21 protein-coding genes and 1 tRNA gene are annotated in these 24,710 nt (G+C 52.2%); 12 read left to right on the top strand and 10 right to left on the bottom strand.

Features of this window, described 5'->3' with window-relative positions; all coding sequences use genetic code 11:
• Positions 1-45 precede the first annotated feature (45 nt).
• Positions 46-1,209, top strand: a complete 1,164-nt coding sequence (locus tag G544_RS0116645) for a mandelate racemase/muconate lactonizing enzyme family protein (protein ID WP_027275643.1) — start codon at positions 46-48, stop codon at positions 1,207-1,209.
• A gap of 61 nt (positions 1,210-1,270) precedes the next feature.
• Here the strand turns inward: G544_RS0116645 and G544_RS0116640 are convergent, their stop codons facing one another.
• Together G544_RS0116640 and G544_RS0116635 are read right to left on the bottom strand one after the other, a co-directional pair.
• Positions 1,271-2,842, bottom strand: coding sequence for a toxin-antitoxin system YwqK family antitoxin (locus G544_RS0116640; protein WP_027275642.1), 1,572 nt, complete (start codon positions 2,840-2,842; stop codon positions 1,271-1,273).
• An 82-nt stretch (positions 2,843-2,924) separates the two neighbouring features.
• Positions 2,925-3,851, bottom strand: coding sequence for a LysR substrate-binding domain-containing protein (locus G544_RS0116635; RefSeq protein ID WP_027275641.1), 927 nt, complete (start codon positions 3,849-3,851; stop codon positions 2,925-2,927).
• A gap of 185 nt (positions 3,852-4,036) precedes the next feature.
• On the opposite strand from G544_RS0116635, the gene G544_RS0116630 reads away from it, so the two are divergent.
• Both G544_RS0116630 and G544_RS20865 read left to right on the top strand, forming a co-directional pair.
• Positions 4,037-4,813 (top strand): SDR family NAD(P)-dependent oxidoreductase, encoded by a 777-nt coding sequence (locus tag G544_RS0116630; protein WP_027275640.1) that lies wholly within the window; start codon positions 4,037-4,039, stop codon positions 4,811-4,813.
• 545 nt (positions 4,814-5,358) lie between these two features.
• Complete coding sequence (locus G544_RS20865) at positions 5,359-8,784, top strand: Ig-like domain-containing protein (RefSeq protein ID WP_051155807.1); 3,426 nt, start codon at positions 5,359-5,361, stop codon at positions 8,782-8,784.
• Positions 8,785-8,904: 120 nt separating this feature from the next.
• Here the strand turns inward: G544_RS20865 and G544_RS0116620 are convergent, their stop codons facing one another.
• The 3 genes from G544_RS0116620 to G544_RS0116610 form a co-directional block, all read right to left on the bottom strand.
• Positions 8,905-9,210, bottom strand: coding sequence for a hypothetical protein (locus G544_RS0116620; protein WP_027275639.1), 306 nt, complete (start codon positions 9,208-9,210; stop codon positions 8,905-8,907).
• Positions 9,211-9,241: 31 nt separating this feature from the next.
• Positions 9,242-9,442: a hypothetical protein gene (locus G544_RS0116615; protein WP_027275638.1), complete on the bottom strand. Its 201-nt coding sequence runs from the start codon at positions 9,440-9,442 to the stop codon at positions 9,242-9,244.
• Between the two features lie 347 nt (positions 9,443-9,789).
• Positions 9,790-10,254 carry an Lrp/AsnC family transcriptional regulator gene (locus tag G544_RS0116610; RefSeq protein WP_027275637.1) on the bottom strand — a complete coding sequence of 155 codons (465 nt, stop codon included), beginning with the start codon at positions 10,252-10,254 and terminating at the stop codon, positions 9,790-9,792.
• A gap of 152 nt (positions 10,255-10,406) precedes the next feature.
• Between G544_RS0116610 and G544_RS0116605 the strand changes: the two genes are divergently transcribed.
• From G544_RS0116605 to G544_RS22235, 4 genes are all read left to right on the top strand, one after another.
• Positions 10,407-11,021 (top strand): LysE family translocator, encoded by a 615-nt coding sequence (locus tag G544_RS0116605; protein WP_027275636.1) that lies wholly within the window; start codon positions 10,407-10,409, stop codon positions 11,019-11,021.
• A 314-nt stretch (positions 11,022-11,335) separates the two neighbouring features.
• Entirely contained in the window at positions 11,336-11,593 is a 258-nt protein-coding gene (locus G544_RS0116595; RefSeq protein WP_027275635.1) for a YjhX family toxin, read from the top strand.
• Between the two features lie 16 nt (positions 11,594-11,609).
• Positions 11,610-12,323 (top strand): SAM-dependent methyltransferase, encoded by a 714-nt coding sequence (locus G544_RS0116590; RefSeq protein WP_036024393.1) that lies wholly within the window; start codon positions 11,610-11,612, stop codon positions 12,321-12,323.
• Positions 12,324-12,498: 175 nt separating this feature from the next.
• Complete coding sequence (locus tag G544_RS22235) at positions 12,499-12,861, top strand: hypothetical protein (RefSeq protein ID WP_134388964.1); 363 nt, start codon at positions 12,499-12,501, stop codon at positions 12,859-12,861.
• An 898-nt stretch (positions 12,862-13,759) separates the two neighbouring features.
• Here G544_RS22235 and G544_RS0116580 read toward each other — a convergent pair.
• Positions 13,760-13,833: transfer RNA gene (locus G544_RS0116580), tRNA-Gly, on the bottom strand.
• A gap of 735 nt (positions 13,834-14,568) precedes the next feature.
• On the opposite strand from G544_RS0116580, the gene G544_RS0116570 reads away from it, so the two are divergent.
• From G544_RS0116570 to G544_RS0116550, 5 genes are all read left to right on the top strand, one after another.
• Complete coding sequence (locus G544_RS0116570) at positions 14,569-15,960, top strand: GntP family permease (protein ID WP_027275631.1); 1,392 nt, start codon at positions 14,569-14,571, stop codon at positions 15,958-15,960.
• Between the two features lie 32 nt (positions 15,961-15,992).
• Entirely contained in the window at positions 15,993-17,549 is a 1,557-nt protein-coding gene (locus G544_RS0116565; protein WP_027275630.1) for an acyl CoA:acetate/3-ketoacid CoA transferase, read from the top strand.
• A gap of 76 nt (positions 17,550-17,625) precedes the next feature.
• Positions 17,626-18,357 carry a 3-oxoacyl-ACP reductase FabG gene (gene fabG, locus G544_RS0116560; protein ID WP_027275629.1) on the top strand — a complete coding sequence of 244 codons (732 nt, stop codon included), beginning with the start codon at positions 17,626-17,628 and terminating at the stop codon, positions 18,355-18,357.
• 20 nt (positions 18,358-18,377) lie between these two features.
• The gene (locus G544_RS0116555; RefSeq protein ID WP_027275628.1) at positions 18,378-19,589 is read left to right on the top strand and encodes an acetyl-CoA C-acetyltransferase; all 1,212 of its coding nucleotides are present in this window, start codon (positions 18,378-18,380) and stop codon (positions 19,587-19,589) included.
• A gap of 271 nt (positions 19,590-19,860) precedes the next feature.
• Positions 19,861-20,772 carry a LysR family transcriptional regulator gene (locus tag G544_RS0116550; protein ID WP_027275627.1) on the top strand — a complete coding sequence of 304 codons (912 nt, stop codon included), beginning with the start codon at positions 19,861-19,863 and terminating at the stop codon, positions 20,770-20,772.
• Positions 20,773-20,783: 11 nt separating this feature from the next.
• Here G544_RS0116550 and G544_RS0116545 read toward each other — a convergent pair whose 3' ends face one another.
• From G544_RS0116545 to G544_RS0116530, 4 genes are all read right to left on the bottom strand, one after another.
• Complete coding sequence (locus G544_RS0116545) at positions 20,784-21,329, bottom strand: GNAT family N-acetyltransferase (RefSeq protein ID WP_027275626.1); 546 nt, start codon at positions 21,327-21,329, stop codon at positions 20,784-20,786.
• 90 nt (positions 21,330-21,419) lie between these two features.
• Positions 21,420-23,261 (bottom strand): polyurethane esterase, encoded by a 1,842-nt coding sequence (locus tag G544_RS20855; protein WP_051155806.1) that lies wholly within the window; start codon positions 23,259-23,261, stop codon positions 21,420-21,422.
• A gap of 371 nt (positions 23,262-23,632) precedes the next feature.
• Complete coding sequence (dps, locus tag G544_RS0116535) at positions 23,633-24,136, bottom strand: DNA starvation/stationary phase protection protein Dps (protein WP_027275625.1); 504 nt, start codon at positions 24,134-24,136, stop codon at positions 23,633-23,635.
• A 331-nt stretch (positions 24,137-24,467) separates the two neighbouring features.
• The coding region (locus tag G544_RS0116530) for an IS200/IS605 family transposase (RefSeq protein ID WP_027274778.1) at positions 24,468-24,710 on the bottom strand (243 nt) is incomplete at its 5' end.

Raw genomic sequence — 24,710 nt, 5'->3', positions numbered from 1 at the left:
TCAACGCTGTCGTTACCAAAGAAAACGGCATAACAGGAGATAACCATGCGCATCGTTGACGTACTCGAAATTACTAAACCCATCGCCTCACCCATCAGAAACGCCTATATCGACTTTAGCAAGATGACCACCAGCCTGGTGGCCGTCGTGACCGACGTAGTGGTCGACGGTAAGCGCGTCGTGGGCTACGGCTTCAACTCCAACGGCCGCTACGGCCAGGGCGGGCTTATCCGCGAGCGCTTTCGCGACCGCATTCTCCAGGCAGATCCTGAACGCCTGCAAAACGATCGCGGCGACAACCTCGATCCCCACCGCATCTGGGACGTCATGATGTCTAACGAAAAGCCCGGAGGCCACGGCGAGCGCTCGGTGGCCGTCGGCACGCTGGATATGGCGATTTGGGACGCGGTGGCGAAAATCGCAGGCAAGCCGCTGTTTCGCCTGCTGGCCGACATGAAGGGCATTGAAGCCAACCCGCGCGTTTTCGTCTATGCGGCGGGCGGCTATTACTACCCCGGAAAGGACCTCGGCGCGCTGCGCAAAGAGATGCGCAGCTATCTGGATCGCGGCTATAACGTGGTAAAAATGAAGATTGGCGGCGCGACGCTTGAGGAAGACCAGCGGCGCATCGAAGCGGTGCTGGACGAAATTGGCGGAGAAGCCCGGCTGGCAGTGGATGCCAACGGTCGCTTTAATCTGGAAACCGCCATCGCCTACGCCAAAATGCTGCGTGAATACCCGCTGTTTTGGTACGAGGAAGTCGGCGATCCGCTGGACTACGCCCTGCAGGCGTCGCTGTCCGAATTCTATCCGGGGCCGATGGCGACCGGGGAAAACCTGTTCTCCCATCAGGACGCCCGCAACCTGCTGCGCTACGGCGGCATGCGACCGGACCGCGACTATCTTCAGTTTGACTGCGCGCTCTCCTACGGCCTGGTGGAGTACCTGCGCACGCTGGACGTTCTTGAACAGTTCGGCTGGTCGCCGTCGCGCTGTATTCCCCACGGCGGGCATCAGATGTCGCTGAACATCGCGGCGGGCTTGGGGCTAGGCGGCAACGAAAGCTATCCGGACCTGTTCCAGCCCTACGGCGGCTTCCCCGATTCGGTGAAGGTTGAGGACGGGCACATCGTCATGCCGGAGCTGCCCGGCATCGGCTTTGAGGGCAAATCAGATCTGATTAAAGTGATGAGAGAGCTGGCGCAGTAGCGGTGGGAAAGGCCCGCGCTAAGGCGCGGGCGAATACGTCGGCATTGCAAATGCATGAGGGTCAGCGCCTGTAGCTGTACCTTTTTTCCAATTTTCCGGTTTTATCAAACTTCTCAATGAGAGAAATATCGCCGCCGTTGGTATAAACAACCCGCTCTTCTCGCGTGCCGTTCTGGCGCCACGTCTCACGCTCTTTCCAGCTGTCGTTGACAAAAGTCGCCCTTTCCCTCAGTTTTCCATTGTCGTACCAGGTTTCCTCTTTGGCCTTCTGTCCGCCGTTATACGTTTTCCGGCTCTTCCGCTTGCCGTTGTCAAACCAGTTTTCACTGCTGAGCTGTCTGCCTTTGCTATCGTACGTTTCACGGTATGAGAGGTTCCCGTCCTTATTCCAATGCGTCATAGTTACTCTGACGCCGTTGGCACGGTAACGGGATTCGCTGTTCTGCTTACCGTTTTCATACCACTTTTTGTGCGTCCCGATGCTTTGATAGCGTTCGTTATAAAAAGATTCCGATTCTTTCTGGCCGCTTTCATACCAGTTTTCTTCTGCTATTCGGTGGCCGTTTTTATAGGCCTCTCTCAGCTTGATTTTACCGTTGGGCCAATAGTGTTCTTGCCCTGCGGCCGAACCGTCGACATAGTTTTCCCGCGATTTAACCTTTCCGTCTGGATAATAGCTAACCTGCGGGCCATCCTTATTGCCCTTGTCGTTATAGTTATATCGCTTAAGAACTTCGCCATTTGGGCCGTAAACCACGCCGTTTTTAGTGACGTCCTTGCCATCCTGAAACAGGCTCTTCTCCGCCAGAATGCCGTTTTTATTGTAGGAGACGTACTCTCCGTCCAGCCTGCCGTTCAGGTAGTGGCTTACGCTGCTGATTTTCTCGGGCGAATCATAGTAATGAACGACCTTTCCCTGCTCCTTACCCTGCCGGTCGAAAGCGCCTTCCCTATAGAGGTTGCCGCTGAGATAGCGCGCCTTATAGTCAAGAATAAACTTCCCCAGCAGAAAGTCCGGACTATCGACGTAGGCGTCCATTGCGATAACGTCCGGATTTTCGGCATAGCGGATTTCCGCTTTCCAGGCTCCTTTTTCCGGAACCTCCTTCAGCGGTACCTCTATAAAGTACTGCGCCAGACTTTTTTCGCTTGCCGACGTATATTGACCATTGCGGGTCATCGGTATGTCGTCACCGGCCCAGGCCCAGGTGTTAAGCCACAGCTTGCCCGTGTCGGTCTTATAGTCTTTGCCGCAGGCGCCTTCTGCACAGTCGACAATCTTAGTGACAAACACGCCATCGTCGACGCACTCGCCGTAGGTAAACTTATAAAACCACTCCTGGCCGGTATTCTTACGAAGTTCCAACCACTTTTTGTCGAATTCGCCTTCGGTGATGCCTAAAGAGGCGGGGGACAGCATGGCGCGAGCGGGGCCGCATTTGGTTTTTACCGATAGATCCACAACGTTATAAACGTCAGGGCCGTTCCTTTCTGAATGACTGCGGATAGGGTAAAAATCTTTAATCTGAACTATCTGAACGTTGTGCGAATTTTCTATCACACCACAGGCAGACAGGAGCGGAATAAGACAAAGGCAAAAAAGAGAAAAAAACGTCTTCCCTAACTTATTCATTAGCTATCTCCATTATTTATTTCTTCTCAAAAGGCGAACCAATCATAAAGCAAAATGCCCGCGCGCTGTCTAAAAAGCGCTATCAAAGGTCTTTCTGAAGAGTCGACGACAAAACGTCCTGCACCAGCCAGTCGTGAAACAGCTTTACCTCCGGTCGCATTCTGGACTGCTGCGGCGTAACGATATAGTAAGACCACGACAGCAGCCAGCGGCGGTCGGGGTGAAGCTGCCGAAGCTGGCCTAACTCAATCGCCTGCTTGACCAGCGCCCTTCGCACGATGGCCACGCCGCGCCCGCTGAGCGCCGCCAGAATAACGGCCGACGTCGAGTTGATGTGCAGCCCGCGTTCTTTCGCCTTTGGCGCGCCGATCGACGCCAGCACGTCATCCCATGAGGGAAAATTCGCTCCCGGATGCGGCGTATCATCGTGGATGAGCTTTTGCGAAGACAACCACTCCGCGCAGCTCTCTTGCTCCGGCGGCAGAAGCAGCGGGCTGCACACCAGCACCGCCTCTTCATCCATCAGCCAGGTTTTATCCAGGTTGGGCCAGTTCCCGTTACCGCAGCGGATCCCCAGATCGGCCTCTCCGTGAGAGACGTCCATCAGCCTTTCGGTGACGTTCAGGCGCAGATCGATATTTTCATAAGCTTCGGCAAAGCGGTTAAGGCGCTCCATGAGCCAGTTCATGACAAGAACCTGAGACGCCGTCAGCACGACGACGGAGCGCGCTCTTCGTCCACGAAGCTTGTTCAATCCGGCCTCCAGGTCGTCCAGCCCCTGAGTGATGTCCTCAAGCGCATCCCGAGCGTCGCTAACCAACGTCAGGCGCGCCCTGCCCGAGCGGCTGCGCTGAAAAAGAGGATGCCCTACCCAGTCCTCCAGCGCCCTGACCAGCTGCCCTACGGCCGCGGGCGTGACGTCCAGCTCTCTGGCCGCGCCGGTAAAGCTGCCGTGGCGCGCCGTAGCCTCAAAGGCATGAAGCCATTTTAATCTGTTGAGCGATCGCACCCGTCACTGCCTCCTACTTTCCGCACGTTGCGTACAGTATACCCATCACGAGAAAGATTTTCTTTCTCGTATCGCTATTTCTTCTGAGTCGTCAACGCCCTCTCTGGATGACACTATGCGCCTATGCAATGGGGTTTCCGGGGAGACGGGCCTCATAAAATTCATTACGTTAAAGAGGTGGAAAAATGGGCGCTCTGTTTACAGGAAAAAAATTATTAGTCGTCGGCGGCACCAGCGGCATGGGATTTGAAACTGCCAAAATGGTTCTCGACGGCGGCGGCAGCGTCGTGCTGGTCGGCAACCGCAAAGACAAGGCCGAAAGCGCCCGCCAGGCGCTGGCTGCTCACGGTCAGGTCTCCGTTATCGTTGCGGACCTGACGACGGCCCAAGGGATGAAAAGCGCGATGGATAACGTCAACGCAGAGCATAAAGACATCAGCCTGCTGGTTAACGCCGCCGGCGTGTTTTTCCCCAAAGCGTTTATCGAGCATGAAGAAGCCGACTACGATCTTTATATGAACCTCAACCGGGCCGCCTTCTTCATTACCCGAGACGTGGTGCGCAATATGACCGCTGCGGGAATCAAAGGCGCTATCGTCAATATCGGCTCGATGTGGGCGCAGCAGGCTATTGGCGCTACGCCCTCCTCCGCCTATTCCATGGCCAAGGCCGGCCTTCACGCGCTGACCAAAAATCTGGCCATTGAGCTGGGTTCAAAGGGTATTCGCGTTAACGCCGTTTCTCCTGCGGTCGTCCATACGCCTATCTATGAAGGGTTTATTCCGAAAGATGAAGTTAAAAATGTGATGAACAGCTTCGACGCTTTCCACCCGATTGGCCGCGTAGGCGCGCCGACAGACGTCGCACAGGCAGTAGCTTTTTTACTTTCCGATAGGGCCAGCTGGGTCACCGGCGCAGTTTGGGACGTCGACGGCGGCGTAATGGCGGGCCGCAACGCGTAATTTAACGTTCCGCACGGGGAAAACTCCCCGTGCGGCAGGCAGGACAAGTCATCAATATCCAACGGCATCCTCTAGCGCAGCAGTTGCCATTGGAGGGAACGTAGCCACCGAGAAAAATAGCCCAATCAAGGGAAAATTCATCATTCTCAAACTAAGAAATGACCTTATAACTAAATTTTCAAAAGAAGCAAACCTTTACAAAAAATAGGCAATTCACCAATATTTCTTAATAACACCCCTCATTAAGACTCTGGTATCATTCAAACCATAAACACGATTAAGCGAATATTTAATATATATTAGCAACATAATTAATAAACTATATAAATAAACATTTACTTAGCAAACATCGCTTCGTTTAATCCTCAAGAAAACTCACATCCGCCCCCCAGAAATGGCCATTGTCGCTGGTAACGGTGGTGTAGAGAGCCAGCAACTCGCCGCGGTTGATCCGAGGCTATTTAGTGGCTATTGGAAGCAATAGGATCTCAGAACATGGATATTCTGCTTTTTTGTAACACTCTTTCTTTTCTAAAGTTAACCAAATGAAAAAGTATATTTCAGGAGTGATTTGGTCACAGATCCTGCTACAGGCTTTTTTGCCTATTTCTGGCTGTACCCGTATGGAAAACGGTGCTTTCGCCTCATCTACCGCCAGTAACGTTCAGCATTCTGAAAAACGCAGCGAACAAAACGTAGCGCCGCAGTCATCGCTTGCCGCTGCTCGCCAAAGCGCTAACGATGCCGCAATGCTCCCTTACGCGGCTGAAATGGGCCAGGCGGCTCGCATGCTGGCATCCGGTAACGCCTCTGATTCGGCCCGCTCTCTTGCGGTCGGCGCCGCATCGGGAGAACTACAGCAGTGGTTTAGCCAGTTCGGCACGGCCCGCATCCAGCTGAATATGGACAGGCACGGCAGTTGGAGCAGCAGCAGCGCGGATCTGCTGGCCCCCATTTACGACAACAAGAAGTCCCTGTTATTTGTGCAGGGCGGCATGCGCAACCCGTCCGATCGCCTGACGGGAAACCTGGGATTCGGCGTTCGCACTTTCTGGCAAAACGGCTGGATGTACGGCGGCAACGTCTTTATGGACAAAGACTTTACCGGCGGCAACCGCCGGGTTGGCATGGGGGCGGAAGCGTGGCGCGACTACCTGCGCCTGTCTACCAATATTTATCTGGGAACTACGGATTGGCATAAGTCGCGCGACTTTGACGGTACCTGGCAGGAGAAGCCCGCCGACGGATACGACATTCGGGCGGAAGGATGGCTCCCCGCCTACCCGCAGCTGGGCGCCAAGCTGAGCTGGGAGCAGTATTACGGCAATCAGGTCGCGCTCTTTAACAAAGACAATCTTCAGCGCAATCCCTATGCGGCAACCGTCGGGCTGGAATACACGCCAATACCGCTGATTTCGCTGGGCGTTAACCAGAAGCAGGGAAAAGGCGAGCACGATACTCAGCTCGCGCTGGGCGTTAGCTGGCGCTTTGGCAGCAGCTGGGGCTGGCAAACCAACCCAGAAAACGTGCAGACCACACGTACGCTGGCGGGAAGCCGCTATGACCTGGTCGATCGTAATAATGAAATTGTGCTTCAGTATCGCAAAAAGCCGGAGCAAGGCGTAGCGCATCTGGCGCTTGCCGTGGTAACGGATAACAGCCCGGCCGACGACGCGACTCAAAACGTGCTTCAGGTGCTGGCGACCAACCGCGACGGCCAACCGGTAGGCAACGCGCCCATAAACTGGAGCGTCCCAACGGACAGCGGCGTAAATCTGACTGCGTCTGCCGCTCAAACCGATAGCAGCGGGCTGGCTACCGTCACGCTGACCAGCGCAAAGGCGCTGACGGTTCCGGTTACGGCGCAAAGCGGCGGCGTCAGCGCCTCACAGGACAGCCATTTTATTGCCGTGGCCGTAAGCCACATTGCTCTCTCGATTACGGAGGATAACGCCGTCGCCGACGGCAGTAGCACCAATGCGGCGTTAGCGACGCTGACTGACGGCAATAATCGCCCGGTCACCGGCCAGAAAGTGACGTGGAAGGTTCCTCAAGGCGTCACGGTTAAGGAAGATCAAAGCCTTTCTGACGGCAGCGGCAAGGTCACCGTGCATCTGACGTCCACGACGGCCGGCGATATCGCCATCAGCGCCACTGCCGGCAACCAAACCGCTAACGGCACGATGCACTTCACGGGAGACATCGCCAGCGCGAAAATCGCTAATCTGAGGGTAACCACAGACGGCAGCCCGGCAGATGGAACAACGGCCAACGTGGCGCAGGTGACCGTTACCGACATCAACGGCAACGCGCTGAGCGGCCAGGCCGTCACCTGGCGCCGCGACAAACCCACGGTCGCCTTCGGCCCGTCGACCGTAACCGACAGCAGCGGGATAGCTACCGTAACGTATACCGATACGTTAGCGGAATCATTAACGCTTACGGCGACGCTGGCAAACGGCAATAGCGCGACGGCCTCCAGCCTGTTCGTGGCGGATCAAAATTCCGCTCGGCTAAAAGATTTTGTCGTCACCAGCGGCGCAACCGCTAACGGAAGCGATGCCAATACGGCCACCGTGACCGTCACCGACGCCAGCGGCAATCCTCTGGCAAACGCGACGGTCACCTTCACCGTAACGGGTAGCGCAAGATTAAGCGCAACGAGCATAAGTACCAACGGCAGCGGCCAGGCACAGATAACCCTGACCGACACGCTGGCTGAGACCGTTCAAGTGACGGCCAAGCTCCCCTCCGGCAGCAGCATGACGAAAGACAGCAGCTTTATTGCCGACCTGAACAGCGCGACGCTGACCGTACAGTCCACCACCGGCACGCCGGCGGACGGCAGTTCTACCAGTACGGTTACCGTCACGTTGAAAGACAACGCGGGCAGAGCGATAGTGGGAGAACCGATCACGCTTACCGTGACCGGCAGCGCTGCGCTGTCCGCCGCTTCCGGCACCACAAACGGCAGCGGGCAGGTTGTCGTCACGCTGACGGATAGCGTTGTAGAAACGGTAACGGTCACCGCCGCCATCAGTAGCGGCAAGCAGGCGACGGCAGAAGTGGCGTTCCTTGCCTTTAGCGTGACCAACCTGACGGTAAATACGGACAACGTGAAGGCCAACGGCGTTAACAGCGCGACCATAACGGCCACGGTAACGACCAGCAGCGGACAATCCGTAAAGAACACGCCCGTCACGTTTAGCGTAACCGGCAGCGCCACGCTGAGTTCCGTAACCGCCACTACCGACAGTAACGGAACGGCGCAAGTTTCCGCCACCGACAGGATGGGGGAAACCGTCACCATTACGGCAAAAGCGCAGAAAAGCGACGTCGACATGGGGAAAACGGTAACGCTGACGTTCGTAGAAAGCCGCATTACTCATATTAACGTGAAGAATTCGACGCAAGCATATCCCCGCGTTTTCGAGCCGAACAGCGGATTCCCGGAAACGGGGTTCATCGGCGCTTCATTCATGCTAACGATCGATAGCGGAACAACGCCCGGCAGCGACTATATCTGGAGCAGCAGTCAGGGATGGGCAACCGTCAACGGCGACGGCGTTGTTACGCTTTCAGGGACGCCGACGTCGGGAACGAAAAACGTGACTATTACTGCCGTGCCGAAAATAGGTACGGGAACGCTCACCTGGTCATTCAGCCCGTCGCACTGGTTTACGTTCAGCGCCGGAACGATGACGCCAGCGGATGCCGACGGCTATTGCTCCAGTATAGGGCAGGTGGTGCCGTCAAAAGACCTGTTGGACTACACCGATTACGGAACAACCCGGGTCGGCAGCCTGTGGAGCGAATGGTCAGACAGCCTGCAGAGCAGCAATAGTTATCAGGCCGTCTGGGCATCAGAAACCGGGCGTTACTCGCGCTACTATATGTTCCTCTATAGCGGCCATATTTACGATAATGCGCCGGGCTATCGATTTGGCGCGGTCTGCCAGACCGATCTCTAAATCGAAAGCGCCAACGGCAAAGCCACGGTCGGGCGGTTACCAGAATCAGCAACCGGTAACCGCCTGATGGAGCCTTAGCCGCTCCTCGCTTTTATCTATAATATCGCCAGCGGCTCGTTATTATTTCCAAAAGGTAAACTGATTTTTAAACCCCGAAAACAGGCCAGAAAAAGTCCCTTCAACAAAGCCACCCAACGCATAGCCGGCTAAACGACCAACCGTTGAGCCCGATGCGCTGCCTGCGGAACTGAGAAGCTTAATACCTTCCCCTAACGCAGGAGAAAACTTGTTGGCGATACCCTGAACCACGCTTAAGCCGACGCCGCCAAAAACGCTTCCCGCAACTTCACCTACGGAAGCAAAAGCGTCCTGAACGAAGCCGGCCCCGTTAACCTGTTCGATTTCAGCTGAGCTTAACTCTCTCACTTTTTTACCCTCAGTGTCGGTTAATTAATCACTATTTATTAAATAAGGAGTAAATCCAGTTGATAGGCGCAGCGACAATTGAACCAATCGCTCCGCCAATTTTATCACCGATAAATTTACCCGCTGAGCGAGACGGAAAATCAACGACGGCATATACCGCACTCCATATAGCGTCGGTAACAACTCCTCCGCCGTTGACGCACTCAATTTCTTTAGAGGAAAGCTCTCTCATTTTCTAGTCCTTAAGTTAAGGTATATTTTCAAAAAGAAATGAAGACTCATTTCCCATTTCAAAATATATAAAGATAAAAAATGATAAAGTTGTTTTTATAAAAATTAGACTTTTTATATCTCTATTTATTAATTAATAAGAGATAGCCTTAACCATCAAATCCATTGCTTACGGTCGTCTTTATTTAAAATAAGTTTTCCCTATTTTTTAGATATTGAATAAAAGAAATAAGGCATTTTTCGACTTATACGAAACCGAGGTTATTAAGAGCCTATCCCAGTAGGTGATATAAGTATATGGCTAACCCATAACGAAAGGTCACGCAAGGCGGTGAACGCCAAGCGCGCCTACTTTAATGTATCCAGATGAAACGGGCGATCCTGCACAACGGTCTTCATCACTAGCGTAGAGCGAAGATGCTGAACGCCGGGCATGGCCGATAGCTTTTGATCGTACAACTTTTGAAACGCATCAAGATCGCGCGTCACGACGTGCATCAAATAGTCGGGATCGCCAAACAGGCGCTGCGCAAGCACAATCTGGGGAATGCCTTCAACTGCCTCTTCAAAGGCGCTCACCGCTCGCCTGTCGCCCTCTTTCAGAGTCGCAAAAACGATAGCGACAAAATTGAACCCCATTTTCCCCGGATCCAGGTTAGCACGATAGCCGGTAATCACACCATCCTGCTCCAGCGCACGCAGGCGCCGATGGCAAGACGAAAGGCTTAAATTCACCCGCTCCGCCAATTCGGTTATCGAAAGGCGGCCATCCGACTGCAGCTGTGCAAGAATTTTTCGATCAAAGCCGTCCATTTGGAAAATTCTCTCTCTTAGACACGGCTTGAAGCATAACATTGAAAACCTATTTCGGTGTAGTGACGATATTCTTTCTGTTCTAATAAACTCACTTTTCAAGAAAGAGAGCACATGAACCGGCGACTGCAAAACGAGAGGAGGCGATAACAGTGGAAGTAAGTTACATAGCAGGCTTTTGGATCGTTTCCTTCCTGCTGATCGTTACTCCGGGGGCCGACTGGGCTTACGCTATCAGCGCGGGGATCCATGGACGAACGATTATCCCTGCTGTAATGGGGCTGATGTCCGGGCATTTGCTTGCCACAATTATCGTCGTCGCGGGCGTTGGCGTGCTGATCGCGGGCTACCCGTTGCTCCTGTCGGCGATTACGCTTCTGGGAGCGGCCTACCTGCTGTGGCTGGGCGTCAGCCTGCTACGCCATCCGGCAAGCGTATCCGCGGCGAAACAGCAGAGCGGCAATTGGAACGTATGGGCAGTTAAAGGTTTATGTATTAGCGGTCTGAACCCTAAAGTGTTCCTCCTGTTTCTTGCCCTGCTGCCGCAGTTTACCGATCCAAACGGGAAATGGCCCGTTACGATACAAATGGCCGCTCTCGGATTAATGCATCTGATAACCTGTACACTGGTCTATTTATGCGTTGGCTACGGTTCCAGAGCGGTATTATCTACGCGCCCTCAGGCCGCCCGGATAGTCAGCATGACGTCGGGGGGAATGATGATATTCATTTCAACGCTACTGCTGTATGAACAAATAAAACCATAGACCAAAAACATAAGGCCCCTTGAGAAAGGAGATCGCAATATGGCGTCATCCTTCAAGTGGCCTTTGTTGCCCGCATTCCGTGTGAGATCACACTTTTCAGCTTTAACTATTCCCCCATAAGAAACGTGTGTTACCATGCGCCCCGTAAAACCCTTTCAACCCTCATCGAGGCTTTGATGCTGGAAAATGTAATCATCAGATAATCAGTTTGCCGACCTTTCAGGCCGGACTGGTTATCGCTGCGCTTAAACCTTACGCAAACGCCTGCGGGCGTTGGCACGTTTTTGCACATGATGATTAACAGGTTTTCCAGTATGAATTTATCCCGTCAGGAACAGCGTACCTTACACGTTCTCGCCAAAGGTGGACGCATCGTTCACGTTCGCGACGCTTCAGGCCGCGTCACATCCGTTGAGTGCTACAGCCGCGAGGGGCTCTTGCTCAGCGACTGCACGCTCGCCGTTTTTAAAAAACTCAAAACCAAGAAGCTTATTAAGTCCGTCAACGGCCAGCCGTATCGCATCAATACCACCGGGCTGAACAACGTTCGCGCCCAACCGGACAACCGCTAAGGAGCAGGTGATAAATATGACTATCAGTACCCCTTTTACCGACGGCTATGACAAAGCTTTTCTTCTGGACACAATGATGGGCCCGAACGCCATGCGCATTGCGGAAGAAATGGCAAACCGGCTCCCCATGACCTCAGGCATGCGCATTCTGGATCTGGGCTGTGGGAAGGGCATCTCTTCCATTATGCTGGCGGAAAAATACGACGTTACGGTATTCGCCGCCGACCTGTGGATCTCTCCGACGGAAAATGCGGAAAGATTCGCAGGCCTGGGGCTGGATACGAAAATTTTTCCCCTGCTGGTGGACGCCACCAAGGAGATCCCGTTTGCCCACGAGTACTTTGACATGATTGTCAGCGTGGATGCCTATCAGTACTTTGGCGGTAACGACGAGATGCTGGCAAAGCTGCTGCCCTTCGTGAAGAAAGGCGGCCTGATATCCGTCGCCGTGCCGGGGTTTATTGGAGACTACTCGGAGGGCAATCTGCCTGAAGTGGTTAAACCCTTCTGGACGCCGGACTGGTATTTCTACTCCTGCGACTGGTGGAGAACGCTGTGGGAAAAAGAGACCGGCATCGAGCTTATCGAACTTCGTGAAATGGATTCATGCCAACAGTCGTGGGATGAGTTTATGGAGTGCGAAATGGCGCAGGAAATGATGGTGCCCATTATGGAGGCCGGGGCCGGTGACTATTTCAATATAATCCAGCTTGTAGGGCGGAAAGTTTAACGACGGCCCGCATTTCACCGTCTCCCCGCCCTTGAGGGCGGGGAGATTCTCTCGCGAATAGCTCACCCAATAAGTACGAATCTATCTGTATTTCGTTATTAAACGAAGAGTCAGTCAAGTACGCTGCACTTAAATTCCTACACACATATAACACGCACATATAAAAGGAAATTCTATGAAGCTATGGCCTATTATCACCGGAGCCACTATCACTCATCTACAACCCCCAACGTCGCCTAATGATCAAGCCGGCAAAGTGGCGGTTAAAAAAATGATCCTATTACTTGGTTATAACACCCACACTGGACGCCCTGATAAAAAAAGTATCTTTCCTTTTAAAATTAGCTTTCGCGATCAGGCCTTTCTGGAAAATAATTTTTTCATTATTGTGAAATTTATCCTTATTCCACCAGGTTATGTCCGTGCATCCCGGTTTCTGACAAGACGAATCATTCTTAATATAAATGTCGGCCTGCGCGGAATTGATAGAATTATCTTTTATTTTCCTATAGTTAAATGTTATGGAGATGCTCTCTAATGTATAATCATTATAAACAGGTATCTTTATAATCGTTTCGCCGTTAGTGAGCGTTACGGGAAATGCATAAATTGCTGTATTTCCCCCATTCACAAATTTTTGCGTTAGCCTTAATGAATCTATTTGTAATTCTTCTCCGGGCAAATTTTTATAACTTAAAGCGAGTCGCCCTTGGATCTCCGCATTGGCTACATCCTTCTGTTCTATTTCCTTGATTTCGTATCTTGATCTAAAAGCATAATTTGGTATGCCGTTCGTACACCCATAAAGACCGGAAACAACTATAGTCATGAGGAACGCAGTTCTTATTGTTTTTCCCTTTATCAACACGCTAAAACTCCTTATATTTTCAACATTAAGTAAATACATCCACGTTATGCAATTTCGCCAAAGTATTCTTGCGATTGCCACAGCTCTTTACGTACTGAAGACTTGGCTACCTCAGCGAAAAACGGTTCTACATCATAAACGATAATTTTGAGACAAGGCGGCTTGATGAAATTGAGTTCCCATACAGGATCTTCAGTATGTCCTTCGACTATTCATCCAATTGCGTGCCATGGAATAATGGGTTAGGAATCAATACCAAACCCGCCATACGTTCGCGACTATGCACATTAACGCAGCCTAAACCCGTTTTGGCTTTCGTCTCAAACGGGCCATAGTGCCCGAAATGCTTTTCAAACACTATGGCCGCTATCTGAAAGAGTAAGACGGCCAGACTCAGAAAAAGTTAACTATTTTATAGTTGCTAAAAAAAATGGCACGCGACCTTTTTGATAATGTCACGAGCCGAAAAACGTGTCATTTAGCGTATTTGTGGTGCATGCACGGTGTTTTTTTTAGTTATTTTTTAACCAGTAAGTTACATAATCATTTTATTTTATTGAATATTTTATGGAGCGGGTGAAGGGAATCGAACCCTCGTATAGAGCTTGGGAAGCTCTCGTTCTACCATTGAACTACACCCGCAGCAGGTAGGCTTACTGAAGCGGGAAAATTATAATCCTCTCATTCAAGAGGAGTAAAGCCAGAAATGCGCCCGCGGCGCATTATTTTTATCAACAGGGTTCATCTCGCATCGGCCTCTTTCGCCGACTTCAATTCGCCGCTTAAATATGACTTTTACGTGATAAAGATCACATATAATGTCCGTTATATAAAAAAACGCTCACTTCTCTATAAAAAAACCAAAAATAAAAACCATAAAAAAATAAAGAAATTTAAATTCTATAAGCTATTATTTTCCACCATTAATAATATAAAATAGATAAATAACATGAATTCATCTATCTCATTGAAATATTAGATTCTTGCTCGTTGGCAAAAATCTATTTCCCAGTTATGCAATTCCATTTATGCAAAAATGATTTTCCATAGCTGGAAAATAAAAACGATTCAGCATTATCAAAAATACAATCAACCAATTGATATTTAACATTTATTTTAATTGTTAACAAAACCCTTTCTGTAGCTTTATTGCAGTAATGGTTGTTTACTGATGGAAGAACGCTGATTAATATCCGCATCCACAGGGAGTCACCTTTTTCCCTGAAAAATATTTAACACAGGTCAAAAGACTATTTATCTTTCTGACGAAGAAAGAACAAATAAAGCCAAGCGGAAAGAAATATCCCTCTATTTCTCATCTTCTCGTCAGAAAAAATTTAAAACCTTACCCTATTTTGTTTGAGGAGAAACGTATCGATGGAGTTCATCATTGTTCTCGGCGCACTGTGCTTTTTGATGTTTGCCGCCTACCGCGGTTATAGCGTCATCCTGTTTGCACCCATTGCCGCCCTCGCCGCCGTTTTACTGACCCAGCCCGCCGCCGTAGCGCCGGTATTCTCCGGCCTGTTCATGGATAAGATGGTCGGCTTTATCAAGCTTTACTTCCCCGTATTCCTGCTCGGCGCCGTTTTCGGTAAAGTCATCGAGCTGTCGGGCTTCTCCAAGTCCATCGTTGCCGCGGTTATTAAGTGGGTTGGACGTGAACGCGCCATCATGGTTATCGTTATCGTCTGCGCCCTGCTGACCTACGGCGGCGTATCGCTGTTTGTGGTCGTATTCGCCGTTTACCCGTTTGCCGCAGAAATGTTCCGTCAGGGAAATCTGCCCAAGCGCCTGATCCCCGGCGCAGTAGCCCTCGGCGCGTTCTCATTCACCATGGACGCCCTGCCCGGTACGCCTCAGATTCAAAACATTATCCCGACCACGTTCTTCGGTACCACTACGCTGGCCGCGCCTATTCTGGGCTGCCTCGGTGCGGTGTTCGTTTTCTGCGTCGGTATGCTTTACCTCAATTGGCGTCTGCGTACTGCCATCCGTAAAGGCGAAGGCTACGGCACCAACCTGCTGAACGAACCCGCTCCGGTCGACACCAGCGATCTGCCGTCTCCATGGCTGGCCATCACGCCGCTTATTCTTATCGGCGTAGCCAACATGGCGTTTACCAAGCTTATCCCGATGTGGTACGGCGCTCAGCACGTTGTCGATCTGCCCGGTCTGAAAGAGCCGCTGGTAACAAAAGTGCCTTCCGTCGTCGGCATCTGGGCCGTTGAGGCCGCGCTGATCCTGGGCATCATTTTTGTACTGATCACCGCGTTTAAAGTCGTTAAGAAAAACTTTGCTGAAGGCACCAAGACCGCTATCGGCGGCGCCATGCTGGCGTCAGTCAATACCGCATCCGAATACGGCTTCGGCGCCGTTATCGCCGCGCTGCCTGGCTTTATGCTGATCCGCGACGCGCTGACCAGCATCCCGAACCCGCTGGTCAACGCCGCAATTACCGTTACCTCACTGGCCGGCGTCACCGGTTCCGCTTCCGGCGGTATGAGCATCGCGCTTGCCGCAATGGGCGATCAGCTGCTGGCGGCCACTCACGCCGCAGGCATCAGCCCTGAAGTGCTGCACCGCGTAGTCGCCATGGCGTCCGGCGGTATGGACACCCTGCCGCACAACGGCGCGGTTATCACGCTGCTGGCCGTTACCGGTTTGACCCACAAAGAATCTTATAAAGACATCTTTGCCGTTACCTGCATCAAGACGATGGCAGTGTTCTTCATCATCGCCGTCTACTACATGACCGGACTGGTTTGATTTTCAGGACATAAGGCTAAAAGGATAACGATATGGCAGTTCAATTTGTTTCACTTGACGAGTTCTCCCGCTCCATTCAGGACGGTGACCGGCTGGTGCTCGGCGGCTTCATCGGCGCCGTGGTGCCGGAAGCATTGGAAAAGGCGATCGGTTCCCGCTTTAGAAGCGAAGGCCACCCACGCAATCTTTCCCTCTACTTTGCTGCCGGCCAAGGCGACTCTGCTGAAAGAGCGGTTAACAACCTGGCTGAAGAAGGTTTAGTCTCGTTCGCCATCGGCGGCCACTGGGGGCTGATCCCCAGGCTGCAAAAGCTGGCCAACGAAGGGAAAATTACCGGTTATAACCTGCCGCAGGGCGTTATCGCACACCTGATGCGCGATACCGCCGCCGGCAAGCCCGGAACGCTTAGCCACGTAGGCTTGGGCACCTTTGTCGATCCGCGCATTGAAGGCGGGAAAATCAACAAGGAAACCAAAGAAGACTGGGTTGAAGTTATCACTATCCACGGCAAAGAGTATCTGTTCTATAAGCGCCTGGACGCCAACGTTGCCCTGCTTCGCGGCACGACCGCCGATGAAAACGGCAACATATCTATGGAAGACGAATGCCTGTTCGTAGAGAACCTGGCGGCCGCTCAAATGGTGAAAAACAACGGCGGGCGCGTCATCGTTCAGGTGAAGCGCAAAGTTAAAGCCGGTACGCTGGAACCGCAAAGCGTACGCATTCCTGGCATTTTGGTAGACATGGTAGTTGTCGTAGAAAACGAAGCCGACCACATGCAGACCTTTGCCGAACAGCAAAATGACGCTTACTGCCGCCTGACGCCGAAGGTCGAACAAGAAGTTCAGCCTATCAAGCTGGACGCTAAAAAGGTGGTTGCACGCCGCGCTGCGCAAGAGCTTAAGCGCGGGGCCGTCCTCAACTTAGGTATAGGCCTGCCGGAATACATTTCTGCCGTGGTGGCGGAAGAAGGCCTTGCCTCCGAGCTGAACCTGACGGTAGAGCCTGGCGCCATCGGCGGAACGCCGGCTGGAGGCCTTAGCTTCGGCGCATCGGCCAATCCGGAAGCCATCGTCACTCAGGACCAGCAGTTTGACTTCTACGACGGCGGCGGCATCGATCAGGCGTTCTTAGGCTTGGCCGAATGTGACAAAACCGGCGACCTCAACGTCTCCCGCTTTGGCACTAAAATCCCCGGCTGCGGCGGCTTTATCAATATTACTCAGAACGCCAAAGAGGTGTTCTTCTGCGGAACCTTCACCGCCGGCAAGTTCGATATTCAGGTTGCCGACGGCAAGCTTTCTATCAACAAAGACGGTGAAATCAACAAGTTTATCGACAAGGTTCAGCAGATCACCTTCTCTGCCAAAACGGCGAACGAAAACAAGAAGCCCGTGCTGTACATTACCGAGCGCGCGGTATTCCGCCTTATCCCTCAGGGGCTAGAGCTGATTGAAATCGCTCCGGGCGTTTCGCTCGAGAACGACGTTCTGGCGAAGATGGATTTCGTTCCCACCATTAGTCCTGATCTAAAAGTGATGGACGAAGCGCTGTTCCACGACCGTCCTATCGGCCTGCAGCTGAAATAAACCGAAATCGCCGCTTTTGCCCATCGCGAAAGCGGCGCTAACCGACTTACTTTTTATTTTTAACAGGAGAAGTGCGATGTTAAACAAAATTTGTGTGGTTACCGGCGCAGGCCGCGGCATTGGTCTGGAAATCGTCAAGAAGTTCTCTGAAGCCGGCGCTGGCATGATTTTCGCCGTCGACATGAGCGAGCAGGATTTAAAAAATCTGGAAGGCCAATTCCCTAACGTGCGCCCGGCTAAGCTGAACGTCTGCGATCGCGCAGGCATCGCTGCCTTCGTTGAACAGGTTAAAGCCGAGTTCGGCCGCATCGACGTGCTGGTTAACAACGCCGGCATCACCCGCGACAATATGATCGGCAAAATGACCGAAGAAGACTGGGACGCCGTTATCAACGTAAACCTGAAGGGCGTGTTCAACATGACTCAGGCAATCGTTGCGCTGATGACTGAAAACGGCAAAGGCTCCATCATCACCATGTCCTCTGTGGTCGGCACCGACGGCAACGTTGGCCAAAGCAACTACGCGGCAACCAAGGGCGGCGTTATCGCGATGACCAAAGGCTGGTCTAAAGAATTTGCTCGCAAGGGCGCACAGATCCGCGCTAACTGCGTAGCGCCGGGCTTCACCGAAACCCCGATGACTAAAGATCTGCCGGAAAAAGTGCTGGAAGCCATCAACGCGAAGACGCCTCTGGGCCGCATGGCGACAGCAGAAGACATCGCCGAAGGCGTACTGTTCCTGGCGTCAGAAAAAGCCAAGTTCATCACTGGCCAAGTCCTGAAAATCGACGGCGGCCTGACGCTGTAATTCGTACACCGAGGTGACTTATGACGAGAAAAGTATACATCGTTGCCGCCAAGCGGGCGGCTATCGGTAACTTCTGCGGCTCACTGTCTTCCATGCCGGCTTACGACATCGCAAGCCAGGTCATGCGTAAAACCATGGAAAAAGCGGCCATCAAGCCTGAGTGGCTGGACGAAGCCATCGTGGGTAACGTACTGACGGCCGGTCAGGGCCAAAGCCCGGGCCGCAACGCGGCGCTCAGAGCCGGGATCCCCGATGAGGTTCCTGCCTACACGCTTAACATGCTGTGCGGCAGCGGTATGAAAACCATTATGGACGCGGCTTCACACATCAAAGCGGGCGACGCCGAGATGGTGATGGCGGCCGGCATGGAAAACATGTCCTCCGCGCCGTTTCTGATGCCGAGCAAAGTGCGCCAGGGCGTGAAGATGGGCGGCATGATGATGGAAGACTCCATGCTGCTTGACGGCCTGACCGACTCCGTTCACCACATCCACATGGGCGTGACCGCTGAAAACATTGCCGAAAAGCATTCTATCAGCCGTCAGGAGCAGGATGCCTTTGCGCTGGCCAGCCAGCAAAAAGCCGCCGCCGCTCAGGAGCAGGGCAAGTTCCGCGACGAAATCGTCCCGGTCGTGCTTGAAACCCGCAAAGGCCCGGTGACGTTTGATTCCGACGAGTACATCAAGCCGTTTACGACGCTTGAAGATATCGAAAGGCTGAAGCCGGCGTTTAAGAAAGAGGGCGGCACCGTTACGGCGGCCAACGCTTCCGGCCTTAACGACAGCGCCTGTGCAGTTATCGTCGCCAGCGAAGAAGCCGTAGAGAAGTACGGCCTGAAGCCTATCGCCGAGATCGTCGGCTATGCTCAGGCGGGCGTCGATCCGAAAGTGATGGGTCTGGGCCCGGTTCCGGCTATCTCTAAAGCGCTGAAGAAAGCCGGCAAGCGCCTGCAGGATATGGAGCTTATCGAGCTGAATGAAGCGTTCGCAGCACAGTCTCTTGGCGTTCTGCGCGAACTGGCCGCTGAGCACGACACCACTATCGAAGAGATCATGGAGCATACCAACGTTAACGGCGGCGCCATCGCTCTGGGGCACCCGCTGGGCGCCAGCGGCGGCCGCATCGTCGTTAGCCTGATCCACGAGATGAAGCGCCGAGGCAATCAGTTCGGCCTGGCTTCACTGTGTATCGGCGGCGGCATGGGCGTTGCAATCGTTATTAAAAACGTCTGATCAAAACATTACCTTTAACGTTAGTTCTTTCGGCCGCGCTACGCGGCCGTTTTTTTGCGCAATTGACATTGGCCAATCGGCCTTTATCCTTATTTTGTGATGTACCAAAATGTACTAAAAGTAAATCGAATGTAAAATTTGTACCCTTAATAACTCGGCGGCAACGCTATCTATACACTAAATAATTCAAGTGAGCGAACGCAGCCAACGCGCCTGCAATTTGGAAACGTGACGTGTATACATCTAATAACAATAAAATAGGAGAGCCTTCGTGTTCGATAAAATCATCTTCTTTTGCGCCGTGGTCAAATCCGGCTCATTAAGCAAGGCGGCCGAAGAGTTCAACATTTCCGTTTCCGCTGCCAGCCGCTGGGTGGCCGAACTGGAAAAAGAGATGGGCGTAAGCCTGCTCAAGCGTTCAACGCGACGCGTATCCCCCTCGCAGACGGGGATGCACCTGTATGAAAAGTTCGAACCGCTGGCGCGCGAAGCCAGGGAAATGATTGAAGAGGTCGTCAGCACCGGCAACGACTATGTGGGGCTTATCCGCATTGCCTCTACGCCGCTGTTCGCTACCGACTATCTGGTTGATATTATTTCCGAATTCTTGATCGAATATCCTAAAATAAAGGTAAAGCTGTTTATCAATCCGTTCCCGGTCAACCTGGTGGACGAAGTCGACTTTTCCATTCGCGCCGTCGCCAGCTATAAAGGAAAAATCGATCACGACTCTTCCGACGTGCGCAAACGCCTTATCAGCGAACCGCTGGTTACCGTCGCTTCGCCAATCTACCTTAGCAAGCACCCTCAGCCGGATACTCCCGAGGATCTGCTCAACCACCGCTGCCTATATTCAAAGAGCCTGGTCGGCGGCAACAAGTGGCAGTTTTTCTTTAACGGTAAGATGAGCATCTATAACATCCCCAACTTTTTTGAGTGCGATAACTCGGAAATCTTAAAGCGCCTGGCGCTCAACCACGCGGGCATCGCCTATCTGCCGCTGTCAATGGTTTCAGAAGATATCGCCTCGGGCCGGCTGGTTAGCATGTTGGAAAACTATATGGCCAGCACGTTCGACATTAACCTGTTTTACAAACGCCGCGAACACTACCCCGCCCGCCTGTCCCTGTTTAAGGACTATCTGATAGCTAAAGTCGAAGCCAAGCTGGCTAAAGGGGAATAGCGCTTTTCTGGCTATACCCCAGCGCCGACGCGCAAACGATATACCCGGTGGTCCAGACAGCGATCGCCGATCTTTTCCGCATTGGGCATGATGTCTTGGAACTGAAAGCCCAGCCTCTCGGCAAGCCTGGCGCTGCGCTCATTTTCCGTCGAACAGCGGATGATGAACGAATCAATAGCGCCCGCCTCGGCGTACCATTCAATCAGGCAGGAAACGGCGGCATAGGCTATGCTCCTGCCCTCAAACGGCGAGGCTATCCAATAGCCTATCGTGCCCTCTTTGCCAACGATGGTATTGAACGATACCAGGCCCGCCAGCTCGTCATCCCAAAAGATCAGGTAAACGGCGGATTTCCGCTGACCAAACAGAATGCGGTTTTGCCGGATGGTTCTTAGAGAATCTTCGACGGACGTCACCGAATCAGGCCACGGCAGCGTTTTCCTCAAGCGTTCCCGCTCGGCCTGAACCAAGGCAAATACGGCTGGCGCATCGCGCTCTTCCTGAATAGACAGGCGTAAATGCGGCGGCTTGGCCCGCCGATAAAAGTGCTGTTGCACAACGTTTCTCCTTATAAAAAGCCCCGGCATCACGTCCGCCGCCGAGGCTTTAAGCCACCGATAACAACAGGCTACGCCATACGGCGCTCGTTAAACAAAAACGAACTGTTCCGGCATCAACATATCGCTTTGCACGTTGACTAACAACAGAGAACTGCCTTCGCCGTAGCGCAGCGTCACTCCGCGTTCATCGCTGGTCACATTATCAAACAGGCTATCGACATTTTTCACCGACTTCAGACCGACCAGCTGAATGAGATCGCCTCCGCTAAACCCATGAATGACGTCGTTGCCGTCGCCTTCATTAAATATGAAGCGATCGTGACCGTGGCTGAAAATCTCGTCATCTCCCTTGCCGCCGTAGAACAGCGTGCCCTCGCTGCTGCCGGTTAGCCTGTCGTTTCCATCACCGCCAAACATCCACCCCTTTTCGGACAGCGTCAGGACGTCATCCTGCTCCGTTCCCTTTGCCGTATTGGCGTAGTAGTTGAACTTCGCCCCTTTTTCCTGGCTCAGCAGTCCGTTTCCGGTTACCTTCCAGCTGTCACCGCTCGTCATGTCGGTCAAGAGCTCTACGTTATACAGCGTATTCATCGTTCCCAGCTCTTCATCGTAGAGATAGACCGTTCCTTCGCTGTCCCGGCTCACGGAGTAGGAAGCCAGCGAAGAGGACAGCATAACTTCGTCATGCCCCTCTCCGCCGTCGACGATGTTGTTGCCCTCGCCCGGCTGAATGCGATCGTTGCCGCCAAAGCCCTCCAGCCTGTCTCCGGACGCGCCGCCTTTTAGCAGGTCGTTATACTCACTTCCCAGAATAAACGCGCTTTGCCCGTAATGGCTGGAAGAGGCTGCCGCAAGATCTTCTACCCACGTGTTGCCCCGCGTTGCGTTAGACAGCGCGGAAACGACGATAACGGAGTCCTGCTCCGTCAGGTCATAGAACCGGGATTTCACGATCGCATTAAACATCCCCTCATAGGAAAATGACATATGCGCGACCCAGTGGGCAAAGTTGGCAATGCTGTATGGAAGCAGATTAAGCAGGCCCGCCTTGCCTGCATAGAGGTCGTGAAAGCTGACGACGTTGTCCATCGCGGTAGCGTATTCTTTATCGTGCACAAACAGAGAATCAAACAGCATCAGCCTGCCGCCGTCCGTCGCCCGATAGACGGGGTCGTTTTCAAGCCCCATATTGAACACGCTCTTGTCCTCATCGTTAATGCGCGATGACGCAGAGGCGAGATACAGAGAGTCCTTAAAAAAGCCGCCCCAGCCGGAAGCGCTCAGAGAGGCCATATTGCTGACCAGTGAACCGCCCATGCTGTGGCCGGTAAACGTGACGTCTTTTCCTTCAAGCCCGTTTTCTTTCGCAAACTGCGCAACGGCGTCCAAAAGCTGGCCAAACGCCTTGGGGATATAGTCAGGGTCATCTTTCAAAATGGTGTTATAGATGTTGACGATATCCATCACCGTGTCGGCTATCAGATTTTCGCGCTCGCCGGTGACGCCGCGAAACCCAACGGTAATCCTGGTCAGATTGCCATCGGCATCCCACTGCCCCAGCACGTCAGCCTGCGCGGCGCGAAATAGAGGATGCTCTCCGACAAAGGCGTTCCACTTGTCCTCTTTTCCTGAGTAGTGCAAGTCGTCGGCGGAAATTCTTTTCCATCCGGCCTCCTGTACGGCCTGATAGCTGCGGGTTTCGGCGCCCGGTTTACCGCTCCAGGTAAGCAGCCCTTGAGAATCGCGAGAGCCAAAAACGCCGGTCCATATCATCGGTATAATCCCGGAAGGCGTCATGCCGTACTGGCTATAGCCTTCCTGCAGCCCTTCATACAGGTTGCGAAACGTATAGTTATTGATGATTAATGACTGTCTGATTAAGTCAATAGAGGTATCGCTGTCGTACCCCTTAATATCGAATATGGCCATAATATTATTCTCTTGGATTAAAAATGAATGTAAAAAGAAAATGAAGCTTTCAGGCAGCTTATTTATCGGAGGTTAGCGTAAGAAAATAGGCGACAGGCATAGTGGATCTACAATATCCCATATGCAAAAATCAGACAATAAATCAGGCCATTACAAAATAACGGGAGAAATAAGCGATCAAATATTAAGAAATAAGGAGTTACCCTAAAGAAATAAATTGAGATATCTGCCGATATTACCTAACTTCGCAAAATTAAAAGAAAAACTAAAAAATACGGAAACGATTAAGGAATCGATTGGATGCCCCATATAAAAGAAAGGCTCCGGCAATAAAATATTGTCGGAGCCTTCAATGTGGTGATAGCAGGTTATTATGCCAGGTGTGCCTCAAGGAACCACAGGAACTTATCAAGATCTCGCGAAGCCGCAGTAAACATGTCCGCTACGTCCTCATCTTCCGCTTCGGTGATCGCCTTGCGCATTTCATTAGCCACGACCGCGTAGCGATCGGCCAGCGCCTTCAGGTGTTCTTCAACGGTATAGATATCGGTCGGATAGGCCTTCAGCGTGGTCGCTACCGCAACCGCCTGCAGGGTACCCATGGCCGTACCGCCAAACTGCACGACGCGCTCGGCAAAGGTATCCTGATGCTCCAACAGCGTATCGCGGAAGCCGTCGATCATCTCATGCACGCTGATGAAGTTAGCGCCCTTCATGTTCCAGTGTGCCTGCTTGGTAACCAGCGCCAGATCGGCCAGCTGAGCAACCATATGGTTCAACGCTTTGATTGAAGAAATTTTTACGCTGTCAGCCACATCGTTACGAGTGAATGCCAATTTGGAGTCTTTTGATTTTAATGATTTAACCGTGCTCATTATCCGTGTCCTCGCTGTCATTTAACGTTGGCGTGTTATTTAATATGCATACAGTATAGCACTCATAAAAAATCTTTCAGATAGTATGTACCTATTATAGGCATAGGCTATTTTCTAAAAAATAAAAAGAATGAAGAATCATTCTCATTCAAAGAGTAAATAGTCAGGCCTACCGTTTATTTCATTCCTAATTATATAAATGGCAGGCGCTATTTTAAGGAAAAATAAATATCCTCCGGCATAGCCGGAGGTTTTTCATATGCGCCTATAAGGCTCTCCTACCAGCCGCGCCCTAACAGGCGCATCGCGATCTGACATTTGCATCTATGGGTTACTTACGGCCCGTAAACGGGCTGCCTGGATATGGGATCGATAACTGTTCCCCCATTTTATCCTCTTTCAATTGATGCTTTATGTACTCTTGTATTCGGGATGTATTTTTCCCCACCGTATCTACATAGTACCCTCGGCACCAAAACTCTCGATTGCGATATTTGAACTTTAGATCTCCAAACTGCTCATAAAGCATCAGGCTGCTTTTACCTTTCAGATATCCCATAAAGCCCGATACACT

The sequence above is a fragment of the Leminorella grimontii ATCC 33999 = DSM 5078 genome, assembly GCF_000439085.1.
Taxonomy (GTDB): domain Bacteria; phylum Pseudomonadota; class Gammaproteobacteria; order Enterobacterales; family Enterobacteriaceae; genus Leminorella; species Leminorella grimontii.
This window is presented reverse-complemented; position numbering and strand designations above follow the sequence as displayed.